This window comes from Halobellus ordinarius, from assembly GCF_031823395.1.
GTDB lineage: Archaea > Halobacteriota > Halobacteria > Halobacteriales > Haloferacaceae > Haloquadratum > Haloquadratum ordinarius.
Map to the genome: position 1 here is coordinate 244,950 of NZ_JAVQKJ010000002.1, position 24,907 is coordinate 269,856.

At 67.5% G+C, this 24,907-nt stretch carries 24 protein-coding genes; 6 read left to right on the top strand and 18 right to left on the bottom strand.

Translation table 11 applies throughout. The features are described 5' to 3' along the window. Positions 1 to 148: 148 nt before the first annotated feature. The 9 genes from argH to RJT48_RS01550 all read right to left on the bottom strand — a co-directional run bounded on the left by argH (position 149) and on the right by RJT48_RS01550 (position 9,864). Positions 149 to 1,699: an argininosuccinate lyase gene (argH, locus tag RJT48_RS01510; protein WP_311170462.1), complete on the bottom strand. Its 1,551-nt coding sequence runs from the start codon at positions 1,697 to 1,699 to the stop codon at positions 149 to 151. A gap of 3 nt (positions 1,700 to 1,702) precedes the next feature. Beyond that, complete coding sequence (locus RJT48_RS01515) at positions 1,703 to 2,923, bottom strand: argininosuccinate synthase (protein ID WP_311170463.1); 1,221 nt, start codon at positions 2,921 to 2,923, stop codon at positions 1,703 to 1,705. 304 nt (positions 2,924 to 3,227) lie between these two features. Further along, positions 3,228 to 3,953 (bottom strand): DUF429 domain-containing protein, encoded by a 726-nt coding sequence (locus RJT48_RS01520; RefSeq protein ID WP_311170464.1) that lies wholly within the window; start codon positions 3,951 to 3,953, stop codon positions 3,228 to 3,230. Positions 3,954 to 4,171: 218 nt separating this feature from the next. After that, positions 4,172 to 5,368 (bottom strand): cation:proton antiporter, encoded by a 1,197-nt coding sequence (locus RJT48_RS01525; RefSeq protein ID WP_311170465.1) that lies wholly within the window; start codon positions 5,366 to 5,368, stop codon positions 4,172 to 4,174. Continuing rightward, a complete protein-coding gene (locus tag RJT48_RS01530) occupies positions 5,368 to 5,853 on the bottom strand; it encodes a cation:proton antiporter regulatory subunit (protein WP_311170466.1) in 486 nt (161 codons plus the stop codon). Before RJT48_RS01530 ends, RJT48_RS01525 begins: the two co-directional genes overlap by 1 nt. A 109-nt stretch (positions 5,854 to 5,962) precedes the next feature. Next, positions 5,963 to 6,586 carry a dolichol kinase gene (locus RJT48_RS01535; RefSeq protein WP_311170837.1) on the bottom strand — a complete coding sequence of 208 codons (624 nt, stop codon included), beginning with the start codon at positions 6,584 to 6,586 and terminating at the stop codon, positions 5,963 to 5,965. A gap of 63 nt (positions 6,587 to 6,649) precedes the next feature. Beyond that, entirely contained in the window at positions 6,650 to 8,449 is a 1,800-nt protein-coding gene (glyS, locus tag RJT48_RS01540; RefSeq protein WP_311170467.1) for a glycine--tRNA ligase, read from the bottom strand. Then, positions 8,450 to 9,295: a CBS domain-containing protein gene (locus RJT48_RS01545; RefSeq protein WP_311170468.1), complete on the bottom strand. Its 846-nt coding sequence runs from the start codon at positions 9,293 to 9,295 to the stop codon at positions 8,450 to 8,452. Between the two features lie 8 nt (positions 9,296 to 9,303). After that, positions 9,304 to 9,864 (bottom strand): alpha-hydroxy-acid oxidizing protein, encoded by a 561-nt coding sequence (locus tag RJT48_RS01550; RefSeq protein ID WP_311170469.1) that lies wholly within the window; start codon positions 9,862 to 9,864, stop codon positions 9,304 to 9,306. A 248-nt stretch (positions 9,865 to 10,112) separates the two neighbouring features. Here RJT48_RS01550 and RJT48_RS01555 point away from each other — a divergent pair, with 248 nt between their 5' ends. From RJT48_RS01555 to RJT48_RS01565, 3 genes are all read left to right on the top strand, one after another. After that, positions 10,113 to 10,280, top strand: a complete 168-nt coding sequence (locus RJT48_RS01555) for a DUF7556 family protein (protein WP_311170470.1) — start codon at positions 10,113 to 10,115, stop codon at positions 10,278 to 10,280. Positions 10,281 to 10,445: 165 nt separating this feature from the next. Then, entirely contained in the window at positions 10,446 to 10,865 is a 420-nt protein-coding gene (locus RJT48_RS01560; protein ID WP_311170471.1) for a PPC domain-containing DNA-binding protein, read from the top strand. Positions 10,866 to 10,867: 2 nt separating this feature from the next. Then, a complete protein-coding gene (locus tag RJT48_RS01565; RefSeq protein WP_311170472.1) occupies positions 10,868 to 15,085 on the top strand; it encodes a DNA-directed DNA polymerase II large subunit in 4,218 nt (1,405 codons plus the stop codon). Positions 15,086 to 15,229: 144 nt separating this feature from the next. On the opposite strand, the gene RJT48_RS01570 is transcribed toward RJT48_RS01565, so the two are convergent. Both RJT48_RS01570 and RJT48_RS01575 read right to left on the bottom strand, forming a co-directional pair. Then, a complete protein-coding gene (locus tag RJT48_RS01570) occupies positions 15,230 to 15,388 on the bottom strand; it encodes a hypothetical protein (protein WP_311170473.1) in 159 nt (52 codons plus the stop codon). Next, complete coding sequence (locus RJT48_RS01575) at positions 15,385 to 15,780, bottom strand: DUF7718 family protein (RefSeq protein WP_311170474.1); 396 nt, start codon at positions 15,778 to 15,780, stop codon at positions 15,385 to 15,387. The genes RJT48_RS01570 and RJT48_RS01575 overlap by 4 nt, the downstream gene beginning before the upstream one ends. A gap of 109 nt (positions 15,781 to 15,889) precedes the next feature. On the opposite strand from RJT48_RS01575, the gene RJT48_RS01580 reads away from it, so the two are divergent. Then, positions 15,890 to 16,795 carry a ketopantoate reductase family protein gene (locus tag RJT48_RS01580; protein WP_311170475.1) on the top strand — a complete coding sequence of 302 codons (906 nt, stop codon included), beginning with the start codon at positions 15,890 to 15,892 and terminating at the stop codon, positions 16,793 to 16,795. Positions 16,796 to 16,877: 82 nt separating this feature from the next. After that, positions 16,878 to 17,597 carry an HAD family hydrolase gene (locus RJT48_RS01585; RefSeq protein WP_311170476.1) on the top strand — a complete coding sequence of 240 codons (720 nt, stop codon included), beginning with the start codon at positions 16,878 to 16,880 and terminating at the stop codon, positions 17,595 to 17,597. A gap of 144 nt (positions 17,598 to 17,741) precedes the next feature. On the opposite strand, the gene RJT48_RS01590 is transcribed toward RJT48_RS01585, so the two are convergent. The 3 genes from RJT48_RS01590 to RJT48_RS01600 all read right to left on the bottom strand — a co-directional run bounded on the left by RJT48_RS01590 (position 17,742) and on the right by RJT48_RS01600 (position 20,189). Further along, positions 17,742 to 19,304: a sulfatase gene (locus tag RJT48_RS01590; RefSeq protein ID WP_311170477.1), complete on the bottom strand. Its 1,563-nt coding sequence runs from the start codon at positions 19,302 to 19,304 to the stop codon at positions 17,742 to 17,744. A 108-nt stretch (positions 19,305 to 19,412) separates the two neighbouring features. Next, positions 19,413 to 19,775 carry a NifU family protein gene (locus RJT48_RS01595; RefSeq protein WP_311170478.1) on the bottom strand — a complete coding sequence of 121 codons (363 nt, stop codon included), beginning with the start codon at positions 19,773 to 19,775 and terminating at the stop codon, positions 19,413 to 19,415. Between the two features lie 96 nt (positions 19,776 to 19,871). After that, entirely contained in the window at positions 19,872 to 20,189 is a 318-nt protein-coding gene (locus RJT48_RS01600) for a DUF5783 family protein (protein WP_311170479.1), read from the bottom strand. Between the two features lie 172 nt (positions 20,190 to 20,361). Here RJT48_RS01600 and RJT48_RS01605 point away from each other — a divergent pair, with 172 nt between their 5' ends. Further along, positions 20,362 to 21,453 carry a CNNM domain-containing protein gene (locus RJT48_RS01605; protein ID WP_311170480.1) on the top strand — a complete coding sequence of 364 codons (1,092 nt, stop codon included), beginning with the start codon at positions 20,362 to 20,364 and terminating at the stop codon, positions 21,451 to 21,453. A gap of 56 nt (positions 21,454 to 21,509) precedes the next feature. On the opposite strand, the gene radA is transcribed toward RJT48_RS01605, so the two are convergent. The 4 genes from radA to RJT48_RS01625 all read right to left on the bottom strand — a co-directional run bounded on the left by radA (position 21,510) and on the right by RJT48_RS01625 (position 24,704). Next, positions 21,510 to 22,541: a DNA repair and recombination protein RadA gene (gene radA, locus RJT48_RS01610; protein ID WP_311170481.1), complete on the bottom strand. Its 1,032-nt coding sequence runs from the start codon at positions 22,539 to 22,541 to the stop codon at positions 21,510 to 21,512. A 124-nt stretch (positions 22,542 to 22,665) separates the two neighbouring features. After that, positions 22,666 to 23,262: a hypothetical protein gene (locus RJT48_RS01615; protein ID WP_311170482.1), complete on the bottom strand. Its 597-nt coding sequence runs from the start codon at positions 23,260 to 23,262 to the stop codon at positions 22,666 to 22,668. A gap of 255 nt (positions 23,263 to 23,517) precedes the next feature. After that, the gene (locus tag RJT48_RS01620; protein WP_311170483.1) at positions 23,518 to 24,045 is read right to left on the bottom strand and encodes a hypothetical protein; all 528 of its coding nucleotides are present in this window, start codon (positions 24,043 to 24,045) and stop codon (positions 23,518 to 23,520) included. After that, positions 24,042 to 24,704, bottom strand: coding sequence for a hypothetical protein (locus RJT48_RS01625; protein ID WP_311170484.1), 663 nt, complete (start codon positions 24,702 to 24,704; stop codon positions 24,042 to 24,044). Before RJT48_RS01625 ends, RJT48_RS01620 begins: the two co-directional genes overlap by 4 nt. Positions 24,705 to 24,907 lie beyond the last annotated feature (203 nt).

Genomic DNA, 24,907 nt, shown 5'->3' on the forward strand with positions numbered 1-24,907 from the left:
TGAAAACGTCGAAGGATCCGCCCGTGCGAAATCGATGTCTGATTTCGTATGTTATTGTCCCCGTGTCGGGGACGGTCGCGAACGCAGCCGAGGGGACGCCCCGGGCGGCGGCCCCGGGCGGCGACTCGCAGGGTCGGGCGGCCGCCGGTCAGACATACGCGGCCACCTCCGATTCGAGCGCCGTTGCCGCCGCCGCGAGCGCGTCGCGGCGCTCCCCGAGCGCGGCGGCGTCGGTTTCGATTCCCGCCTCGGCCGCGTCGAGTTGCGCCGCCACTGCCTCGGGTGCGGGACCTCCCGCGGAGTCGCGGCTCGCGACGCTCTCGACGGGATCGAGGGCGGCTTCGACGCGCTCGCGGCTCACGTACTCGAAGAGCGACTCGCCGAGCACGTCGACCGTGACCGTATCGAGCGTGTCGATGTCGGGCGTCCCATCGTCGGCTTCCTCGCTTGCCGCCGCGAGCACCTCGTGGGCGGTGCGGAAGGGCACGCCGGCCATCGCGAGCGCGTCCGCGACGCCCGTCGCCGTCGAGAAACCCTCACCGGCGGCGGCTTCGAGGGTCGACGCCGGCCACTCCGCGGTGGCGACCGCGCCGGCGGCGACGTCGGTCGCGTCCGCGACGGCGTCGACCGTCTCCCAGGCGTGCGGCGTCGCGCGCTGCAGGTCGCGGTTGTACGCCCGCGGCAGCCCCTTCAGCGTCGTCAGGAGGCCGGTGAGGCCGCCGACCGCGTCGCCCGCGACCGCCCGGACGAGTTCCAGGGTGTCGGGGTTGACCTTCTGGGGCATGATCGACGACGTCGAAGCGTACTCGTCGGCGAGGTCGACGAAGCCCCGGTTCGCGAAGACGACGACGTCCTCGGCGAGCCCCGAGAGCGTCGTCGCGTGCGTCGCGAGCGCCGCTGTCGACTCCGCGAGGAAGTCGCGGCCGGCGGCGGCGTCCATCGAATTCGTCACGATCCCGTCGAACCCGAGCAGGTCGGCGGTCCGCTCGCGGTCGATGTCGAACGGCGTGCCCGCGAAGGCGGCCGCACCGAGCGGCGAGCGGTTCGTCCGGTCGTAGGCGTCGAGCAGCCTCGCGGTGTCGCGGGCGACCGCTGACTCGTACGAGAGCAGGAAGTGGGCGACAGTCGTGGGCTGAGCGGGCTGAAGGTGCGTGTAGCCGGGCATCACGGTGTCGACGTGGTCCTCGGCGGTCTCGACTAGCGCCTCGCGGAGCGCGACCGTCCCCTCGACCGCGTCGAGGAGATCCGCGCGCAGCCGATAGCGGATACAGGCCGCGACCTCGTCGTTCCGGCTGCGGGCGGTGTGCATCTTCCCGCCGTCGGGGCCGACCCGGTCGACGACGGCCGTCTCGATCGCCTCGTGGACGTCCTCGCCGTCGGGAAGTGCGCCGTGTCCCGCCTCCTCGACCTCGTCGAGTGCGCCGAGTATCTCACCCGCGACCGCCTCGTCGACGATACCCTGTTCGGCGAGCATCACCACGTGGGCGCGGTCGACGGCGAGGTCGGCGGCGAAGATGCGCTCGTCGGCGTCGAGACTGGAGAGGAAGTCCCGGGCGGGCCCGCCGCTGAAGCGGTCCCGGCGGACGACGCCCGAGCCGTCGCTCTCCGCGTCCGGTTCGTCACCGTCCGCCGTCGGTTCATCGTCGTCCGCCGTCAGTTCATCATCGCCCGCCGTCAGGTCGTCCTCGCCGTGGGTCATCGATTACTCCCAGTCGCCTTCGCTGTCGGCGCGTTCCGCGGCGGCGTCCGTCGCGGCGTTGGCGAGGCGCGACTGGAAGCCGTGGTACTTCGCGACGCCCGTGGCGTCCTTCTGGGTGATGTCGCCGACGCCCGAGGTGTTGAACGACGCGGCGTCCTCGGAGTAGACGGCGTACTCGGACTCGCGGCCGACCGCGCGGGCCTGGCCGCCCTCGAATTTGACCGTCACCGTGCCGGTCACGCGCGTCTGCGTCTCCGCGATGAACCCTTCGAGCGCCCCCATCAGCGGGTGGTCGACCAGGCCCTCGTAGCCCTTCTGGGCCCACTCGTTGTCGACGGAGCGTTTGAAGTCGCGCTCGTCTTTCGTAAGTACGAGCTGTTCGAGCGCCTCGTGGGCGGTCAGAAGCGTCGTCGCCGCGGGATGCTCGTAGTTCTCGCGGACCTTCAGCCCGAGCATCCGGTCTTCCATCATGTCCGTGCGGCCGACGCCGTGCTTGCCCGCCTGCTCGTTCAGCTGACGGACGAGTTCCACCGGCGCCAGGTCCTCGCCGTCGAGGGCGACGGGGTAGCCGTCCTCGAAGGTGATCTCGACGAGTTCGGTCTCGGTGGCGTTGGCGGGGTCGGCGGTCCACTCGTAGATGTCCTCCGAGGGCACGTGTGCGGGGTCCTCCAGGTCGCCGCCCTCGACGGAGCGGCTCCAGAGGTTCGTGTCGATCGACCAGACGCCGTCGTTGCCCGACTGGACGGGCAGGCCCTTCTCTTCGGCGTACTCCATCTCCCACTCGCGGGTGAGTTCCAGTTCGCGGACGGGCGCGATCACATCGAGGTCGGAGGCGCGCCAGACGACCTCGAAGCGGAGCTGATCGTTTCCTTTGCCGGTGCAGCCGTGGGCGAGCGCGTCGCAGCCCTCGTTCTCTGCGACTTCGAGGATCGCGTTCGCGATGACGGGACGCGCAAGCGCCGTCCCGAGCGGGTAGCCCTGGTACGTCGCGTTCGCGCGCACCGACTCGAAACAGAGGTCGGCGAACTCGTCTTTCGCGTCGACGACGTACAGGTCCAGCCCGTGCGCGTCGGCGGTCTCCTGTGCCTCCTCGAACTCCGACTCCGGTTGTCCGACGTCGACGGTGACGCCGACGACTTCGTCGTATCCGTACTCCTCCTGCAGGAGCGACACGCACACCGTCGTGTCGAGCCCGCCCGAGAACGCGAGTGCCACGCTTGTCATAACTCCGAGTCGGACGCTCTTCCGTATAAATTACACGGTTTAGAGTTGAGAAATTAAGCCACAGCAATGCCTGTAGGCGAGTCGAAAAGACGCTGGTCGCTTTCGGGTCGAATCGACGTGACGGAGGGTGAAGAGTAAGAGCGGGCCTAACGGGCCCGTCGTCGTCGGCGTCGTGCGCCGACGGCGGCAGCGGCGCCAACCCGAGAGCGTAGCGCCGAAACGGCTGCAGCGGCCGCTCTCGGCAGAACGCGAGCGAGCGTCCGAGAGCGTTCGGTCATCGTCGTGATAGACGCCGGGCGTCGCACTAAACGTTTTCGGGACGCCCCGGCGGGCCGGGAATCGCGAACCCGGGGTAGTAGATCCGCGGTTCGTCGCTGTCGGGGCTTGCGGGTGTGGTCGCGAGCGATGGCGCTGCTGCCGCGACCGAAAGCACGAGCGAATCGAGGACGTCGTCGCGGCGGACCGCGCTCCGAGGGTACCGCTCCAGTGCATCCTCGTACGCCCGTTCCGCGCCGTCGAGTACTTCGGCCAGCAGCGCTCGCCGGAGGCGGCGCCCCCGCGCCCCCGACTTGCCGTACGCGACTGGCTGGCCGTTCAGCCCGGCAAAGCAGAGTTCCGGGTGGGCTTCTTTCACCCGCCCGTCGTAGTCGTCGCCGACGACGTCGGCCACCTCCCGGATCTTGTCCCGGATGTGAAATGCCTGCTGCGAGAGCCCGTAGCCCACGTCCGCACGGTGGGCGTCGCTGGCGGCGTCGTACTCGTCGTGTGCGATCGCGCGCTCGCTCGGCGGGTAGAACACGGAGATGCCGCGACAGCCGAGCAGTTCGCTCGCCGCCTCGTCGCACCGGCGTCTGGATCCGCTTGGCAGCCCGATCGGGATGTCGACGAGGATCGGTCCCTCCGGATAGGTCTCGGTCACCGCGGCGAACGCCTCGTGGGTCTCGACGCGCACTATGTCACCCTCGCGGACCGTCGCGACCCAGCCCGCAGGGCACGCGTCGACGCCGACGAGTGGGGTATCGTCTGTCATCGCCGTCGCTTCCGCGGCGCGGCGAATAAAGCGTCCGGCTGGTCCGTGGCGTGTTCTCCTCGCAGCGGGTCGTTCTCGTCGTACGCGCTCACTGCTCCGGACGGGGGCGGATCGCGACGGTGTCGCCCTCGTCGGTGATCGCCGCTGTGCCGCGTCCGACTGCACGACGCGGTCGCCGTTCACCGCCGACTCGGGGGCTTCCAGCGCACGTCACCGTGTCAGGCCCGATCGACCGGACGCACCCGCGAGATGGCCGCCTCGACGAGGTCCGAGTGCTGCATCAGGACCGTCCCGAGCCCGCTCATCACGAGGACGTAGCCGACGGCGAGCGCCGGAATCGTCTCCTGCATCACCGTCGTCGACCCGCCGGCCGCGAGCGCCGCGATGACGAGCGAGAACTCACCGCGCGGGACCAGTCCCACACCGACGCGTAACGAACGCCGCGTCGAGAGGTCGTAGGACCGCCCGCCCAGGTAGCCGGAGATGATCTTCGCCGGCGTCGTTAGCAGGACGGCCGCGGCGAGCGGGAGCGCCACGCCGACGAGCAGGCGCGGGTCCGTCCCGACGCCGATCCAGAAGAAGAAGACCGCCGCGAAGACGTCCCGGACCGGGGTGAGCAGCCGTTCGATCCGCTCGCGGTGACCGCTTGTCGCAAAGCCCATCCCGACGAAGAACGCCGCGACGGCCTCGCTCACGCCCAGCGCCAGCGCGACCCCGGCGACGGGGAGGAGTATGCCCAGCGTCCGAAGGACGAACGACTCGGCGTCGGCGACGTCCAGCACGCGCGAGAAAAAGCCCGTCCCGTACTGGACGACGGCGAGGAGCGCGCCCAGGAAACCGAACGCGATCGCGAGCGAGCGCCCGATTCCGGCCAGGTCGCCCCCGCCGCCGAGGACCAGCGAGGTGACGACTGCGAGATAGACGGCGATGAAGAGGTCCTCGAAGACGAGCGTTCCGAGGATCGGCTCGGCCTCCTCGTTTGCGATCCACCCGAGGTCGATGAGCGTCTTCGTGATGATGGCCGACGAGGAGATGTAGACGATCCCGCCGAGCAGCAGCGCCTCGACCAGCGACCAGCCGAACGCGAGTCCGAGCGCGACGCCGAGCGGCAGGTTGATCACGGCGTCGACGACCCCGGCCCGCGTGATTCGCGACCGCGCCGACAGCAGCCGATCGAGGCTGAACTCCAGGCCGAGGAAGAAAAGCAGGAGGACGATCCCGACCTCCGCGAAGATCGTGAGGAGTTCTCCCGGTGGCACGGAGGGAAGCCCCGCGCGGCCGGCCACGTGCGGGCCGGCGAGCATCCCGGCGATCACGTACAGCGGGATGACCGAGATGCCGATCCGAAGAGCGAACACCCCGGCGACGGCGAGGACGGCGAACGCCTGTCCGAGTTCGAGCAGCCCTGCCGCCATTATTCGCCCGTCACGCGCGACTCGAACGCGGCACAGTCCGCACTGGAGCCGACGACGACGAGGGTATCACCCGCGTTGATCGTCGTCTCGCTGCCCGGCGAGGGAATGACCTCGTCGCTGCGCTCGATAGCGACGACCGACGCCCCCGTCTCCGCGCGGAGATCAGTCTCTCCCAGCGTCTTCCCCGCGATCGGCGAGTCGGCGTCGACTTCAACCCACTCCAGCAGGGTGTCGCCGCCGAGAAGCGTCTTGACGCGATCGGACTCGACGGGCTGGAAGTACGCCCCTTCTAGGATCGTCCCGACCTGTCGCGCCAGATTGTCCGGCAACTCGAAGAGCTTCTCGGAGTCGCTCTCGGGTGTCGGACGCAGAAACACCTCGCGCCGCCCCTCGTTGTGGGTCACGACGACGAGCTGCGATCCGTCCCCCAGATCGATCTCGTGTTTCTTGCCGACGCCCGGAAGGTCGCTCTCGTAAACCGTCACGGCCGGTGTTTCGTCGCGACAGTACAAAAAGTCCTCCGGGGGCTGCTGACCGGCGTGCTTTCCCTATCCTGACCGGCGTGCTTTCCCTATCCTGACCGGCGTGCTTTCCCTATCCGATCACAGGCGCGGCGCCCGTCAGGGCCAACACTACACCCCCGGCGACCGCCGCGACCGGCGGGATCGAGGCGTTGTCGTCGATGACGTACCCCGCGATCACGGGCGTGAAGCCGTCGGCGGCGGTCGCCGCCAGCGCGGCCGTAACGGCGGCGATCCCGCCGACCGCGACACCGGCGACCGGGACCAGATACGGCACCGACACGAGGAGACAGACAGAAAACATCGCCGCGAGCGTCCGCGGGCGCTTCGGTTCGCCGGCCTCACGCGTCGTTCCCAGGAGTCCGGAGACGGGGTCACCGATCGTCAACATCAGCGCCGCCGGCACGGCGAGATACGGCGCGAACACGAGCGCGACGGCCGTGATACTGAACATATACAGCGCGTAGCCCGCGAGGTTCGTCTGCTCGTAGGGCCGCGTGAGTTCGTCGTAGATCCGCCAGTCGAGGCCGACGACCAGCCGGAAGAACTCCAGAACGGCGGTGACCACAGACGCCGCGACCATCACGTATCCGAACTGCCGCCACGTCACAAAATCGAGGACGTAGAGCAGCGGCAGCCCCGTCCCACTGGCGTGGACGAGGCGTCGCTTGAACTCCCCCGACGACGGATCGGGCAGCGGGCCGTCGGGGCCCGCGACGAGCAGGAGGGCGCCGTCCGCGGATCGCGAGAGCGGCACCGGCTACGCGTCCGTCCCGGGCGCGACCAGTTCGTACGCCTCGACCAGTTCGTCGAACGCCTTCTCGCCGCGCTCGACCGCCTGGAGTTCCGTCACCAAAGAGTCGACCGGGACGCGGACCTGGCGGGCGGTGTCGCGCTCGCGGATGGTGGCGGTGTCCGGGCCCGCACCCTCGAGTCCGTCGCGGTCGACGGTGACACAGAAGGGCGTCCCCACCTCGTCCTGCCTTCGGTACCGGCGACCGATGCTGCCCGAATCGTCGTAGGCGACGTCCAGGCCCGCAGCCCGCAGCTCCCCGACGATCTCCTCCGCGCGGTCGACGAGGTCCGGAACGTTCGACACCAGCGGGAAGACGCCGACGTCGGTCGGCGCGACCGCGGGCGAAAGCGAGAGGTACGTCCGCTCCTCACCGTCGACCTCGTCCTGTCGGTAGGCGTGAGCGAGCAGCGTGTACACCGTCCGATCGACGCCGAACGACGGTTCGATCACGTGCGGCGTGATGTGCTCACCGGAGACGGTCTGCTCTTCGATCCGGAAGTTCGCCACGTCGGTGTCGACGGTCTTCGTCTCGCCGCCAACCGTGACCGTCACGGTCTCGCCTTCGAACGCGTCGGGGTCGCGGTCGGCCAACTCCTCCAGGGCCGACTGCACGTCCGCGGCCTCGCCGCCGAACTCCGGACCGAGGACGCTCATATCGGGGTCGACGACGGCGCGCTCGACCGTCTTCGGTTCGTCGAACTGCCGGAAGATCGTGAACTCGTCGTCGCTGTACTCGCTGTGCTTCGAGAGGTCGTAGTCGCCCCGGTAGGCGAAGCCGGCGATCTCGATCCAGTCGCCGTCGACCTCGCTTTCGGCGTCCCAGCAGTCCGCGGCGTAGTGGGCGCGCTCGCCGGCGAGGTGCTGCCGGAAGCGGAAGCGGTCGGTGTCGACGCCGACGTGTTCGTACCACTCCTGGGCGATGCCGAGGAAGTAGCCGATCCAGGGGTCGCCAACGGTCCCGTCGTCGACGGCCTCGCCGACGGTCGTCTCTACATACTCGCCGTCGTCGGCCTCCTGTTCGGTCGCCGGGTAGAGGGTGACCTCGACGTCGGCGACGGCGTCGAGATCGGGTTCGTCGCGCTCGGGGTCGACGAACTGCTCCAGTTCGGCCTGCGTGAACTCCCGGGTGCGGACGATGCTCTTCCGCGGCGAGATCTCGTTGCGGTAGGCGCGGCCGATCTGGGTCGCGCCGAACGGGAGGCTGTTGCGCGCGTACTCCTTGATGCGCGGGAACTCGACGAAGATCCCCTGTGCCGTCTCCGGCCGGAGGTAGCCCGGCGTGGACGATCCGGGGCCGATGTTCGTCTCGAACATCAGGTTGAAGTCGTCGACCGGTTCCCCGGCGAGGCGGCCGCCACAGTTCGGACACCGGACGTCGTGGTCGACCAGCAGGTCCTCGACCTCGGCGATCGGCAGCGTCTCGGCGTCCTCGATGTCGGTCGCGTCCTCGATCAGGTGGTCTGCCCGGTGTGACTCCCCGCAGTCGGGGCACTCGACGAGCATATCGTCGAAGCCGTCGAGGTGGCCCGACGCCTCGAAGACGGGTTCGGGCATGATCGTCGGCGCCTCGATCTCGAAGTTCCCCTCCTGGACGGTGAAGCGATCGCGCCAGGCCTCCTCGACGTTGGATTTCAGCGTCGCGCCCTGGGGGCCGAACGTGTAGAAGCCGGCGGCGCCGCCGTACGCACCGCTCGCGCCGAAGAAGAAGCCGCGGCGCTTGGCCAGTTCCGCGAGTCGTTCGCCTTCGGTTCGCTCCTCGCTCATCTACAGCGCCTCCAGCAGATCGACGTCGCGGACGATGCCGACGAGTTCGTCGCCCGATACCATCGGGATCTGCTCGATCTCCTCGGTGATCATCGACTGGGCGACCTCGACCGCGGGCTTTCGGCGCGAGACGGTCACGAGGTCGTCGGACATAAACTTCGAGACCGGTTCGGCGGGGATCTCGACGTTTCGCGTCGGGACGTAGCGCCGGCCGATGGCCTTGATCCCCTCCCACATCCACTCGTCGTCCTGCCCGGCCACCGAGTCTCCGGTGTCGTCTTCGCCCTCGACGACGCGGGCGACGGAGATGATGTCGACTTCGGTGAGGATGCCGACCATCGACCCTTCGTCGTCGAGACAGACCGTATAGGGAACGTTCGCGTAGTAGATCTCTCGTTCGCCGACTGGGAGGGGCGTGCCGGCGTACGTCGTGTTCACGTCCGCCGTGGCGATGTCGCCGGCGGTGACGTCCAGGTCGACCTCGCCCCGGGCGATGGCGTGGACGACGTCGGTCACGGTGATGATTCCTTCGAGCGTGCCGTCGACGACCGGCACGCGCCGGGTGTCGCTTTCGACCATCAGCCGCGCAGCCTCCTCGACGGTCGTGTCGGCGGTCACCGTCGGAACCTCCCGCATCAGGACCGCCAGTTGGTCCTCGTCGGGTCGCTCGATCAGTTCCTCACGGGAGATGAGACCGCGGTACTGTTCGCCCTCGTCGGTCCGCTTGACCACCGGCACCGAGGAGAAGCCGCGTTCCTGGAGGTGCTCGAGTACGTCGTCGCGGGTCCCCGGCAGTTCGGCGGTAACGACGTCCGAGCGGGGAGTCATCGCGTCAGCAACGTTCATACCGCGCCTTACTGGGCCACACCTCTTGTACTCTTTGAAGGCCCCCGGACGGACCTGCGGCAGGTTCCACCCCGCGAGCACCGACTCGTCGGGGTGGTCGACGTCGCTGCAGCCCACCAGCCCCAACCCCAGGTCGAGGTCCGTGAGGGAGTTCTCATACTGTCGGACACAACTGTTTCAAGATATTCGCCGCCCGGGACGGCGATATTCTTCACAGACTTGTGTCCGACAGTATCACACACCTCGCGGACTCCGACCGGCGCGAGCATCACGGGATGGGCCAACTCGGTGCCGCAGACCGTCGTCGAGCGGTCGCGGTCGCTCACGTCCCAAAGCATCCGGGGGAGGAGTCGGTGGTCCGCGAAGGCCTGGCGGTTCCGATCGACCGCCGATTCGCTCCCCGCACCGCCCGCGACGTAGTCGTATGCCTCGCCTGAAAGTGCCTCGAGCGCGGCCGCCTCCAGGTCCTCGAACGACATCGGGAATCCCGGCGTCTCGCCGGCCATCCCGTCGACGAACACCTGCGTCATCCGCCGCGGTCCGAGTTGTGTGGGAAGGTCGCCGTCCATACACTGTCCCGTGTTGGCAAGGATTTATATACGCTGCCTAAAATATGGTATGTTGAGACATACCAATATTGCCGCTCGTTGGCTGCCAATCACACACACGATCGACCCAGCGGGAACGATCATATATATCACGATCGCCGGAAGATCTGCAAGAACGTGCGTTTTCACCCACAGAATATACACAAACGTGATATCCATCGCGACATCGATCCGACGGGTTTATGTATGAATGAGACACACTCCCAAACATGACGCCGAATGCGACGGCAAAGTCCGACGCGTCGCGCGCCGAGGTGATGGCCTCGGTGGACTCCACTCCCGCACAGCCGGAGTTCATTATCGCAGACATCTCCCGCGACGACGCGTACCTCTCGATGCCGACATCGGAGGCGCCGTCGCTCCGAGACTGGGTCTAATTCTCGGGCCCGGTAGCGCCCACTGGCCGTTCCGCGCCCACATCAGTGTGTCCGCCCGCGAGTCGACCGACCCCCAGTCGTCGACTCCCCCTGTCGGTGACCGACCCCCTGTCGTCGACCCCGGCGAACACAGCGCTTTTGTCCGCGTCTCACGAGGGGTCGGATATGCACTACCGCGAGGTCGACACGAGTCGGGAGTTCCTGCTGCGACTCGAGACGGGGGCCGACTGGCGCACGGAGATCGAGGAGTTCGCCGCGCTCGAAGACATCGACGCCGCGTGGTTCGGGGCGATGGGGGCCGTCCAGGACGCCGAGGTGTGGTTCTACGACCAAGACGAGATGGAGTATCGGTCGGTGACGTTCGAGGAACCGCTCGAAGTCGCCGCCTGCGTCGGGAACGTCTCCTTCCTCGATGACGAGCGCTTCGCCCACACCCACGCGGTCCTCTCGCGGCCAAGCGGCCAGTCGCTGGCGGGGCATCTCAACGCCGCGACGGTCTTCGCGGGCGAGGTGTACCTGCGGGCGTTCGAGGAGCCGCTCGAACGCGAGCACGACGAGACGACAGACCTCGACCTCTGGCTGTAGCCGTGCGCGCCGAGGACGAGCGGTACTTCGAGCGGCTCGAATCCCGCCTCGACGAGGCGTTCGACCGCGCCGAACGAGCGAAGCGCCGGGGATACGACCCCGAACCCGAGGTCGAGATCCCGGTCGCGAAGGATATGGCCGACCGGGTCGAGAACATCCTCGGGATCGGGGGCGTCGCCGAGCGCGTCCGCGAACTCGAAGGCGAGATGTCCCGCGAGGAGGCCGCCCTCGAACTCGTCACCGACTTCGTCGAGGGGACCGTCGGCGACTACGAGGGTCGGGCGGGGAAGATCGAGGGCGCGGTCCGGACGGCCGTCGCACTCCTCACCGAGGGCGTCGTCGCCGCGCCGATCGAGGGCATCGACCGCGTCGAGATCCTCGAAAACGACGACGGCACGGAGTTCGTGAACGTCTACTACGCGGGGCCGATCCGCTCGGCCGGCGGCACCGCCCAGGCGCTTTCGGTGCTCGTCGCCGACTACGCCCGATCGCTCCTCGGAATCGAGGAATTTCGGGCGCGTACAGACGAAATCGAACGCTACGCCGAGGAGATCGGTCTCTACGACAAGGAGACCGGCCTCCAGTACACACCGAAGGACAAGGAAACGAGGTTCATCGCCGAGCATATGCCGATCATGCTCGACGGGGAGGCCACGAGCGACGAGGAGGTCTCGGGCTTCCGCGACCTCGAACGCGTCGACACCAACGCCGCCCGGGGCGGGATGTGTCTGGTCCTCGCGGAGGGGATCGCGCTCAAAGCGCCGAAGATTCAGCGGTACACCCGCGATCTCGACGAGGTCGACTGGCCGTGGCTCCAGGACCTCATCGACGGCACTATCGGCGAGGATTCGGCCGAATCGGCGGCTGACGAGACGGCCGGTGAGACCGATGCGAGCGATGGCGAGGAAGGCGACGCCGCTGTCGGCGACGGCGACGCAACCGACGGTGACGAGGGGGACGGGGCTGATGGCCCGCGCCAGCCCGACCCCTCCTCGAAGTTCCTCCGGGACCTCATCGCCGGCCGCCCCGTCTTCGGCCATCCGAGCGCCGAGGGCGGCTTTCGCCTCCGCTACGGCCGTTCGCGCAACCACGGCTTCGCGACCGCCGGCGTTCACCCGGCGACGATGCACCTCGTCGACGACTTCCTCGCGACCGGGACCCAGATCAAGACCGAACGACCCGGGAAGGCCGCGGGCGTCGTCCCGGTCGACTCGATCGAGGGGCCGACCGTCAGACTTGCCAACGGCGACGTCCGGCGGATCGACGACCCCGCGGAGGCGCTGGCAGTCAGAAACGGCGTCGAGAAGATCCTCGATCTCGGGGAGTACCTCGTGAACTTCGGCGAGTTCGTCGAGAACAACCACCCGCTCGTCCCCGCGTCGTACGTCTACGAGTGGTGGGTGCAGGCGTTCGAGGCGGCCGGCGCGCCCGTCCAGGCGCTCGACGACGACCCCGCGGTCGACCTCGAACACCCGACGCCCGCCGAGGCGTTCGAGTGGGCGACGGCGTACGACTGCCCGCTGCACCCCGACTACACGTATCTGTGGCACGACATTTCCGTCGAGCAGTTCCTCGGCCTCGCCGACGCTGTCGACGCCGGGCGCGTGCTCGCTGCGGAGGCCGACGGCGGCCTCGCCGACGCGGAGGGCGGAGCCGGACGAGTGGGTGATCCCGGAAGCGATCCGAACGGCGGCGACGGCGTCCTGGCGATCCCCAACACCGAACCGGTCGCCGAGACGCTCGAAACCCTGCTCGTCGAACACACCCAGGACGACGAGACCATCCGGATCCCCGAGTGGCGGCTGCTGGTCCGCTCGCTGGGGTTCACCGGTCTCGACCCGGGGCCAACCCTCGAACGATCCTGGGCGGAAAGCGACCTCACGCCGGCCGCCCGCGAGTGGGCGGACGGCGAGAGCGCGTTGCGGGCGGTCAACGAGGTCGCTCCCTTCGAGATTCGGGAGCGCGCCCCAACCCGCATCGGCAACCGGATGGGCCGCCCCGAGAAATCGGAGTCGAGAGACCTCTCGCCGGCCGTGCACACGCTCTTTCCCATCGGCGAGGCCGGCGGCAGCCAGCGCGACGTCGGCAAGGCCGCCCGGGCCAGAGACGACGAGGGCCGCCGAGGCGTCGTCGACGTCCAGGTGGGAGACCGCGTCTGTCCGGACTGCGATACCCACACCTACCGGACGACCTGTCCGGACTGTAGCGCTCACACCGAACCGTACTACGAGTGCGAGGAGTGCGGTAGCGTCGTCGAACCCGACGACGCCGGGCGCGTTCACTGTGACCGCTGCGACCGCGACGTCAGGAGCCCCGAGTGGTTCTCGATCGACGTCGGCGAGGCGTACCGGGCGGCCCTGGAGTCGGTCGGGGAACGCGAGTCGGCCTACGACATCCTGAAGGGCGTCAAGGGGCTGACCTCCGCAAACAAGACACCAGAGCCGATGCAGAAGGGCGTCCTGCGCGCGAAAAACGGCGTCACGTCGTTCAAGGACGGCACGGTCCGCTACGATATGACGGACCTGCCCGTGACGTCGGTCCGACCGTCAGAACTCGACGTGACGGCCGAGCACTTCCGCGAACTCGGCTACGAGACCGACATCGACGGCGAACCGCTGCAGTTCGACGACCAGCTGGTCGAACTGAAAGTGCAGGACATCGTCCTCTCCGATGGCGCCGCCGAGCATATGCTCAAGACGGCGGACTTCGTCGACGACCTCTTAGAGCAGTTCTACGACCTCCCGCCCTTCTACGAGGTCGAGGAGCGCGACGACCTCGTCGGCGAACTCGTCTTCGGGATGGCACCGCACACGTCGGCGGCGGTCGTCGGCCGCGTGGTCGGCTTCACCTCCGCGGCGGTCGGCTACGCGCATCCGTACTTTCACGCCGCGAAGCGCCGGAACTGCTTCCATCCGGAGACGAAGGTCTGGTACCGCGACGAGGCCGACGAGTGGCACCACGAGCCGATCCGGGATCTCGTTGAGCCACGGCTCGACGATCCGGAAACTGACGACTTCGGGACGCTCGTACAGGAACTCGACGGCGACGTGTTCGTTCCCTCGGTGACCGAAGAGGGGGAGGAAGTGCTGCGGCAAGTCGAGGCGGTGTCGAAACACGTCGCGCCGGAGCATCTGGTGCGGGTGGAGACGCAGAGCGGGCGGGAGATCACGGTGACGCCGGATCACCGACTCTGCAGGTGGGACGGACTCGTCGAGAAAGTCGAGGTTACGGCGTTGCAGCCTGGCGACCGTCTCTCCGTACCGTCGGACCCGCCAGTCCGTCTCGATGGAGCGGTGAACACCGGCGAGGCCGGGGGATCACCGCCCGAGCAGGCGTACGCCGATGGAGGTCACGGAACCGACACAGTCGCGGCTGTCGAGTACGTCGAGAGCGGCGTCGGTCACACGTACTGTCTGACCGTCGAGGACACCCACACGCTCGTATCAAATGATATACACGCCGCACAGTGCGATGGCGACGAGGATTGCGTGATGCTGCTGATGGACGGTCTACTGAACTTCTCGAAGCAGTATCTCCCGGACCAGCGCGGCGGGCAGATGGACGCGCCGCTGGTGATGTCCTCCCGCATCGATCCCAGCGAGATCGACGACGAGGCGCACAATATGGACATCGTCCGGGAGTACCCGCTCGAATTCTACGAGGCGACGCGGGAGCTTACGGATCCCGAGGAGGTCGCAGATCTGATCAAACTCGGCGAGGACACGCTGGGCACCGACGACGAATACCGCGGCTTCGAGCACACGCACGACACCTCCAACATCGCCCTGGGGCCGGACCTGTCGGCGTACAAGACGCTGGACTCGATGATGGACAAGATGGACGCCCAACTGGCGCTGTCGCGGAAGCTCCGCGCGGTCGACGAAACCGACGTCGCAGAGCGGGTCATCGAGTACCACTTCCTCCCGGATCTGATCGGGAATCTTCGTGCATTTGCCAGACAGGAGACGCGGTGTCTCGACTGCGGCGAGAAGTACCGCCGGATGCCGCTGACCGGCGACTGTCGGGAGTGCGGCGGCCGCGTCAACCTCACGGTCCACCGCGGGTCCGTGAACAAGTATATGGACACTGCCATCCACGTCGCCGAGGAGTTCGGCTGCCGGGAGTACACCAAACAGCGGCTCGAAGTTCTGGAGCGCAGCCTCGAATCTGTTTTCGAAAACGACAAGAACAAACAGTCAGGGATTGCGGATTTCATGTAGCACCTTTTTTATCGGGGGTCCTCGGCCGCGCTGCGCGCGGCCTCGAACCCCCGCAAAAAAGCTGCACCAAAAAATCCCGCGAGGCTCGCGTTCGCTCGCCTCGCGGTGCGATAGCTGGGACGAAACCCACCGGTACTACGAACCCTAGTCCGAATCAGCAGTTTCGCGGTCGGGTTCGGATTCCTCGAGCGTCGGCGTCTTCCAACCGCTGACATCGACATTCTCTCCGGCGAGATAGTCGCGGATCTCCTCGCGCTGCTCGCGCAGTTTTGTCCGGAGTTCCTCAATCTCCTCGTTGGTCATCGGTCGTCGTGTCTGATCCCGTGCCATCGCTCGTGTCTCCTGATGTACCCTTCGAGGTGGTCCGCTAAATGATCTTCGGCAATATCGAGCGCATCGTTCGCTGGTAATGGGGGTGTGAGTTCGTGGGTATCGACTTTCTCTCCCTCCCGGTAAATGTCAATGTGAAGCCCCTCTTCGGTGACATTGTGAGTCGCTTCGTCGCTCCCGAGACTGTCGTGATCGTACCGAACGACCGGCTCCCACTCGTTGGTGTCTGGCTCCACCAAATACTCCAGTTGGACCACAAACCGGATGACGTCACCATCCGCTACGTCAATTCCGAGCCGTCGTCGGGCGCGTCCCTCGACCCGGACGGTGAACTCTCTATCATAGTCACGAGGCTCGCCCGGCATCTACTCGCTTACTGGGTCCGGCCGGGGCTTTATCGGTATCGCTTCGCTGATTCACCCATCTGATGTATCTCCGTACCCCTTTTTTGCCCCGGCCCTCGTTCCGCGGCGTATGGAGATTCTCGTCTTCGGTGCGGGGAGCCTCGGGACGCTCGTCGGCGGCCTGCTCGCGTCCGTCCACGACGTGACACTCGTCGGCCGCGACCCCCACGTCTCGACGGTGCAGGCGGACGGCGTCCGGATCTCGGGTGAGATCGAGGCCCACACCCATCCGGCCGCGACGACCGACGGGGAGGGCCGCGAGGCCGACATCGCGCTCGTGACGGTGAAGGCCTTCGACACCGACGCGGCGGCCGCGGCGCTGTCGACCGGCTCGTTCGAGGCGGTCTGCTCGCTCCAGAACGGGCTGACCGAGGAGACGCTCGCGGCCGAACTCGACGTGCCAGTCCTCGCCGGGACGGCCACCTACGGCGCCCGGTTGGTCGAGCCGGGACACGTGGCGTGCACCGGCGTCGGCCGCGTCGTCGTCGGCGATCGATCCGGCGGCACCCACCCGTGGGCCGAACGCCTCGGGAAAGCCCTCCGCGACGCCGACGTGGAAACGGCCGTCGCGGCCGATATGCCCCGCCGCCGCTGGGAGAAACTTGCGGTCAACGCCGGTATCAACGCCGTCACGGCGCTCGCGCGGGTCGAAAACGGCGCGCTTGCGGAGGACCCTGGGCGGACGGTCGCCCGCCGGGCTGCCCGCGAAACCGCACAGGTCGCCAGGGCCGCGGGCGTCGACTTGCCGGACGACCACGCCGCGGGGGCGCTCGACGAGGTCGTCGATGCCACGGCCGCCAACCGCTCGTCGATGCTCCAAGACATAGACGCGGGCCGGCGCACCGAAGTCGACGCGATCAACGGCGAGGTGGTCCGCCGTGCCGAGCGACGCGACGTCCCCGTCCCAACCAACCGAACGCTGACGGGGCTGCTCCGAACGTGGGAGGACGGCCAGGGCGTCGTTGCGGACTCGTAACTGGTCGTCGGAGGCGTCCGGAGATCCGGTTCCCCGGTCCCGCAAGCGAGGATATATTTGTCCGCTCCGTCTACGGCAGTCAATGAAACACTTCGTCTCCGACGCTGCCCAGGTGCCGTCGGGCACACTCTCCGGCCCGGAGGAGTTCGCGCTGCTGTTCGATATGGACGGCGTCATCGTCGAAGGTCACGGAGCTGACCCGGTCGTTCACAGCCTGGCACTCGAAGATCTCCTCGAAGAGCGGGAGATGGACGTACCGGACCGCTACCGCGCTCCGCTGGAGCAATACGAGTACACAGACGAGTTCGTCGCGGCCTGTGAGGCGGTCGGTGTCGACCCCCACGAGTTCTACACGGCCCGCGAGCGATATAGCGCCGAACACAGCATCGACCGCCTGGCGGCGGGAAAACGTGGCGTCTTCGGCGACGTCGACGCGATCGATCGGCTTGCCGACCACGCGGCGGTCGGCCTCGTCAGCAACAACTACCACCCGACCGTCGAGTTCGTCGTCGACCACCATCGTCTCGATGCGTTCCGGTACGTCCGTGGCCGCGACTTCGGCCCTGACGGCTTCAGCCGCCGCAAACCCAACCCCCACTACCTGAACGAGGCACTCGACGCGCTCGGCGTGACCGACGGACTCTACGTGGGCGACCGGGCGACCGACGTCGTCGCCGCCGAGCGGGCGGGCATCGACAGCGCATTCCTCAGACGTGACCACAACGCCGACGCGGACCTCGACGTCGATCCGACGCTCGAAATCGACGGACTGGGCGAACTCGCCGATCTCGTCGCCGAATAGCCGGCGCTTCGGAACGCGTCGAAGGGCTCTGCTCGTATCCGGCCGATTCGACTGACTGCGTTGAACGGCTCTGCTCGCGTCTGACCGATTCGACCGACTGCGTCGATCAAATCTGCTCGCATCCGGCCGATTCGACCGAACCCCTCACTCCAGGTAGCCGAGATCGCGGAGCCGCTCCTGTGCCTCCGCGTCCATCTCCTCGACGGCTCCGTCGTCGACGTCGTCGTCGAGCGCGCCGGTCCACGCGCCGCCGACCGCGGACTCGAACGCCGCGAGCGTCTCTTCGGTCGCCGCGATCGCCCCGTCGTCGCCAGCATCGTCGTCTCCCCCGGCGATGTTTTCGGTCTCGCCCGGATCCGTATCGAGCCGGTAGGCCTCGTCGTCGACGCGGTCGATCCGGACGTACTTCGCGTCGGTCCGGCGGGCGGCCCGCATCCGCGAGTAGAACCGCGAGTCCGTCGGCAGCGTGATCCCGGCCGCGGCGGCCTTCTCCTCCAGTTGCTTCAGTTCGACGACGGGACGGGAGTACTCGACGAACGCGTACCTCCCGTCGGCGCGCTGCCCGGGGTCGCGCTCGGCGGGATCGACAGCGTCGAAGGCGCGGTAGGTATCGGCGACCAGCGAGCGCGTCCGGTCGAGTTCGACCGCGGTCTCGCCCGTCGACGCCGGGGTTCCGCCCTCGACGTCGAGCACGTCCAGCACGGTGTGATACAGGTCGAGGAGTTCCACCTGGTCGTCCCGTCGATCGGCGTCGAGTGCGGGATGTTTGACCAGCAGCGGGACGTTAACGAGCGGATCGTACAGGCCGAACTCGTGCCCGTAGAGGTCGTGTTCGCCGTGGAGTTCGCCGTGATCGGCGCAGACGACGACCATCGTGTCGTCCCAGTGGCCGGTCTCCTTCAGCCAGTCGAACAGCCGACCGAGCTGGTCGTCGATGTGGGCGATCTCGGCGTCGTAGAGGTTCCGGATGTCCGCCCACTCGTCGTCGTCGATGTCGCGTGCGCCGGAGTTGTACTCCTTGGAGTTCTGACAGACCGCCGTCGAGTCGACGCCGGGGGCGAACTCGGCGGCGAACTCCTCGGGCGGGTGATACGGCAGGTGGGCGTCCATCAGGTTGATGAACGCGAACGATCGGTCGGCGTCGTCGATGAAGGCCTTCGTCCGGTCGATCACGGCGGGCGTCTTCGAGTCGGCGCCCTCGCCGCCGGCGAAGTACTCGTGGGCGGTGTTCCCGAGGCTGACCAGTTTGTCCGCGATCGCCCGCAGCGACTCGTTGTCGTTCATCGCCTTCCACGCCCGGGCCAGCGGGCCCGAGAGGAACTCCCCGGGCATCACCTCGAAGAAGTTGTCCTGGTCGTCGAAGCCGTCGGTGAGGTGGGTGTACGGCGTGATCCACGCGTTCGAGGAGTAACAGGCGGTGTCGTAGCCCGCCGCCGAGAGCGTCTCCGCGAGCGTCGTCGCGCCCTCGAGGTACGGGTTCTCCTGGTCGGCGCCGTGCTGGGAGGGGTACAGGCCGGTGAAAAGGGAGGCGTGAACGGGGAGCGTCCACGGCGCGGGCGCGACGGCCTGCTCGAAGACCGTCGCCTCCTCGGCGAACGCCGCGAGGTTCGGCGTCGTCGGCCGGTCGTATCCGTACGGCGTGAGGCGGTCCTTCCGGACCGTGTCCAAGACGACGAAGAGGACGTTCTCGGGCGAACCGGTGCTCATACCCACCCCTCGCGGCGACGGCATCAAAGAGTCATCGGTCCGGACGCGTCGTGGACGGTGCAGCGAGAATTGCGGTTAGACGTTGTCGCGACTGGGACGGGGCGCGCCTCAGAACGGCGCCTGCGGGCCTTCGTCGCTCTCGCCGCCGTCGTCTGCGCTCTCGCCGGGGAACGACGGCGACATTCCCTCATCGTGGCCGCCACCGCCGCCCATTCCGGTGTCGGCGTGGACGGTCTCGATTTCCGGAATCTCCTTGACCATCCGGCTTTTGATCGCCTGGATCGTCATCGGAGAGATGCCACAGCCGGAACACGCGCCGCCGAGTTGGATCGACACTTCGCCGGTCTCGCGGTCGAGGTGCTGGATCGCGGCCGAGCCGCCGTGCATCTGGATCTGCGGGAAGTTCCGGCGCAGGAAGTTCGTGACGCGCTCTTTCAGGTCGTCGTCGCCGTCTGCGGTGTCCGCACTCATAGAAACCAATTCGGCACCGACGGGCTTAGGCCTTTGGTTCGGGGGCATATCGAATTGATCCGCCGGTGCCGGTCGTCGGGACACCGTCGGACGGCCTTACTCATCCAGCCCGAACACGCGGCGGAGCTGCCGCCGTAGCTCATCGCGGTACCTCTCCAGCACCGCCGACAGTTTCTCGTCGTCGACGATGACGGCTGTCAGTCGCTCGTGGGGGCTTTCGGGGAGTTCGATCCGGAACTCGCCGTCCTCGTAGAACGGCTCCGACTCGTTGAGGATCTGCTGGTCGATGGCGTGGACGAGTTCGGAGTCGAACTCGTCGTTCATCACCTCGAAGGCGTTCTTGTACGCCCGCTGGAGCTCCGTGAAGTAGTTCGCGTACTTGTCTTCGAACTGCTCGGGATCGAATTCGGTCATACGTGCACGTGACAGGCGGCGGTACAAACCGGTTTTGTCCGGGCGGCTTGAGCGCGGGCGGAGCCTCGGGACCCCGACCCTCGCCCTGCGTCACGACGCCAGTCTCCGTTCCCACGCCGATCCCGGCCGTCGGTCCCGCACGTATTTGTTCCCGGACGAACGTGGCTCGGATGTGAACGGCTTGGAAGTCACACTCCGATTGCTCGCGGGCGTCGCGTTGATCCTGGCGAACGGCTTCTTCGTCGCCATCGAGTTCGCGCTCACCCGTGTCCGGCAGTTCTCGGAATCCGAGTTCGACGAACCGGGACTGCGCCGCGGCTGGGAGATGACCGACGACCTGGAGATCTACCTGACGAGCTGTCAGGTCGGGATCACCGCATCGAGCATCGCCGTCGGGATCATCGCCGAACCGGCACTTGCGGCGCTCTTCGAACCGTTCTTCCGGTCGACGGTGCTGGCGTCGATCGGGACGGGCGGCGTGCTCGCCTTCCTGATCATCAATCTCGTGCATCTCACCCACGGCGAACAGACGCCGACGTATCTCGGGGTCGAGCGCTCGAAGTTCGTCGTCCGGTACGGCGCGACGCCGCTGTACTGGTTCGCGAAACTGATCTCCCCGGTCATCGCCGTCGGCGACGGCGTCGCAAAGTGGACGCTGCGGCTGTTCGGCGTCGAGATGACCGGCGCGTGGCTGGACGCCGAGACCGACTCCATCGAGACCCGGGCGGATCTCAGACACGAACTCGGATCGGTGCTCGACCGCGGCGACCTCACAGACGAGCGGCGCGAGGAGGTGCTCAAAGCCCTCGATATCGGCGACCGCCCCGTCCGCGAGGTGATGACGCCGGTCGACGAGGTCGTCTTCCTCTCGACGACCGACCCTGTCGAGACGAACCTCGAACGGATCGGCACCAACCCCCACACGCGGCTGCCGCTCGTCGGTGAGGATCCCGAGGACTTCCGCGGGATCGTGTACGTCCCCTCGGTCGTCGCGAACGTGGATCGGCTCCGGAACGGTGAGACGACCTTCGAGGCGATCGCAGCGCCGCCGATGACGACATCCGCCGATACGACCCTCAGCGAGGCGATCGATCAGTTTCAGGTCGAACGCCAGGAACTCGCGCTCGTCCTCGACGGCGGCGACGTCGTGGGCCTGCTGACCGCGACGGACGCGTTCGAGGCGGTGATGGGTGACCTCGAAGATCCGCTCGACATCGCGGCCGCTGGCGGTGAGGGTTCGCCCTCGACCGGCATCGACGAGTAGGTGGCCGCCCGCAGCGACGAGTAGGTGGCCGCTCGCTGCGAGGAGTCGGACTACGGCTATTCGGGTTTGAGTCCGCCGTCCTGGACGCGCATCACGGCTTCGCCGTCGGCGAGGTTGGGCGCGTCGACGAGGCGGACGATACGTTTGTCGCCCTTCGATTTCCGGAGGTACATCCGGAACGTCGAGGTGTGACCGAGGATGTTGCCGCCGATCGGCTGGGTCGGGTCGCCGAAGTACGAGTCGGGGTTGGAGGCGACCTGGTTCGTCACCAGCACGGCGGTGTTGTACAGGTCGCCGATGCGCATCAGATCGTGGAGGTGCTTGTTGAGTTTCTGCTGCCGCTCGGCGAGTTCGCCGCGGCCGACGTACTCCGCGCGGAAGTGCGCGGTCAGCGAGTCGACACAGAGCAGGCGGACGGGAAACTCGGCGTCCTCGTTGTCGCGCGCCAGTTCCTTGGCCTTCTCCGCGAGCAGGATCTGATGGTTCGAGTTGAACGCCTTCGCGACGTGGATGTGATCGAGGAAGCTATCGAGGAGCGCATCCATCGTGTCGTCGTCGCCGGGCGAACCCTCGATCTCGCGTCGTTCGAGGAGATCTGCGATGATCTCGTCGTCGAGGCCGCGGATCATGTCGTCGATCCGCTCGGGCCGGAAGGTGTCCTCGGAGTCGATGAAGATACACGCCCCTTCGAGGCCGCCGTGTTCCTTCGGCAACTGCACGTTGACCGCCATCTGGTGGGTCACCTGCGACTTGCCGGACCCGAACTCCCCGTACACCTCGGTTATCGACTGCGTCTCGATCCCGCCGCCGAGGAGGTCGTCGACCTCGGGAATCAGCCACGAGAGTTTGCCGATCTCCTCGCGGCGTTCCAGCACCGTCGATCCCGTCTCGAAGCCGCCGATGTCGGCGGCGTCCCGCGCGGCGTTGATGATGTCCGCGGCGGTCGACTCCCCCACGTCGGCGGTGTTCGACATCTCGCCCGGACTCGCGACGGCGATCGCCTGGTAGCTCTCGAACCCGGAGTCCATCAGTTTGTCTGCTGTCGCAGGCCCCACTCCCGGAAGATCCTCAAGATCGTCTTCTGGCATCGTGTCCGGGTCTGGGTCCCACTTGCACATAAACCCTCGTTAACACCAAGGTGAAAGTGAAAGTACGGTACGGCGACGCGGGTCGGTGCGATCGAAGGCGGGGATTCAAATCGGAAGAACGCGACTACGACCCGCGAAGGGCCGCTTCCATCGTGGCACTCACGCTCGGCACGGCGCGGCACGTCTCGGCGACGACGACGTACTCCGAGGCGTCACGGTTCACGGAATCGACGCGAGCGGACCCCGAACGACGCTCGAACTGGTCGTCGGTCCACCGCAGTTCGTATGCGAACGACGGGAGCATCGCGTCGACGACGGTTCGGCCGTCCTCAGCCGCCTGTGCCGTCTCGATGGCAGCGATGGCGCCGTCGCGCAGGTCACCGACGTCGGCCGCCGTCTCGACGGCGACGTCGTCCCCACCTTCCAGTCGGTCGCGGAGGGTTTCGCTGGCCTGACAGTACACGAGCGCACGCGCGGCGACAAACGCCGTCGTCGCCACCTGTGGCCCGGAGTCGACGTCGTTCGGTGGACCCTCCGCTCCGTCCCCGAGTGCACTCCGAACGCGGTGACGACCCTCACGCCCGAGTCGGGCGAGCGCCCAGACGCCCGCGGTCTTGCCGATGTCCCGGTCGATGAGCGACGAGGGATCGGCGTCCTCGGGCGGCAGCGCGTCTCGCTGTGCCCGGACGCGTTCGCGGAGGTCGTCGCGCGCGCGTTCCAATTCGGCGCTTCGATCCGGTGCTTCGTCGGTCCCGCCTGCGCGCTCCCGGAGGTGATCGAAGAAGTACGAGGACTCGATGACGTCGAGACGCGCGCGCTCGATGTCGACGCTGAGGTCGGCCAGTTCAAGTGGCTGCCCTTCGGCGGCGGCGAGTTCCCGCTCGCGGAACCTGAGCCAGTTGCGCGCGCCGCGGAGTTCCCGTTCGATCTCGGCGTGGACGACCGCCGCGCTGACCGGATCGTCGCCCAGATACGTCTACCGTTCGATGAAGGCGTCGACGTCGTCGCTGACGGCCGATCGAGCGCTCCGGAGGGCCGCAACCGTCACCTCGTCCTCGATGGCGCGCCAGGCGACCGACACCTCGTGGGCATCCGTCCGGGCGTGATTCGCCGCTCCCAGCCGTTCGTACGGCGTCGGGGCGTCCGAGGCCCGACGGAGCGACTCCCGCGCGGACGAGTAGTTGTCGTTGAGGCGCTCGCGGATCACCCCGTTCGGGATCGCATCCGCGTCGAACGGCGCGGGGACGTCGTCGAGTTTCGCCTGCGCCGCCGCGCGCTGCTCGTCGATGAACGACGCGTCGATGTCGATGGGCAGCGTCTCGGGGACTGTCGGCGCGTCGTCGTCAACCATATCCGACAGCGCGTCGCCATCGATCGTCTCCGGGCCGGTGCCGGGGAGCCGATCCGCACAGCCGGCGAGGGAGGCGAGACCCAGCGCGCCCGCAAGCGAGAGGAACTGTCGCCGACTCGCCCGGCCGCGGTCCGATCGTGGGGGTTGGGTCACGAGTCACCCGCCTCCGTTTGCTCCGTCTCGGGACGCGGGCAGGGACCGCCGCCGCCGCCGGAACTGTACCTCTGGACCGAATCCGGATCGAGCGCGGCCGGAATTCGGATGAGGGTCGTGAGGACGTCCTCGGCGTCGGCCTCGCAGGCGACGTCGGCGTCGCGGAGGACCCGCGCGTACTCCGTTTCGATTCTCGATTCAGTCCAGTTGATCCAGCAGAGTCGCCGTTCGTAACACTCCGGTGTGACGTGCCGCTCGACGTAGACTGTCTCGGCGTCGAAGTCGGTCTCCGCGATAAACTGCCGGGCACTCTCGGCGCCGTCCACGTCGGCGATGGTGAGCGACTCCGCGGTTTCGGCGTCGGCGACGAGGATCTGGTGCCACTTGTCGGCTTCTGCGATCGTCTCGGCACCAGTGCCGGTTTCTGTGTCGTCCGTCGGCGTCGATTCGGTGACGACGATCGGCTTTAATTCCGACTGCCGGAGACTCACGTGCGGCGGGTCGTTCAGTGCGTCGTCGGGCGGTCCGGCGGCTGGTACTTCGCGCGTGGACCCCGAGGCTGAGGAACTGCCGCCACAGCCGGCCAGGGCGGTCGCACCGAGTGCGGCCGCTGCCTGGATGAGGCGGCGCCTGGTCAGGGCTGGCGTACTGGAGGGCATCCTCGTGTACTACACGCAGCGGAGATAAATACTCACGGGACTGTGGCTCGTCTCCACCCACGGTCGACCGCCCGGAGGTTTATATACGGATACGCGGCCAGTCCCGGCGTGCTCCGAACGTCGACGCGGGACCACTGACCGAGTCCGGCCCCCCGGGCGAAACTGTCGTGCCGACTGCTCGCTCTTCCGATCCGCGCTGGGCC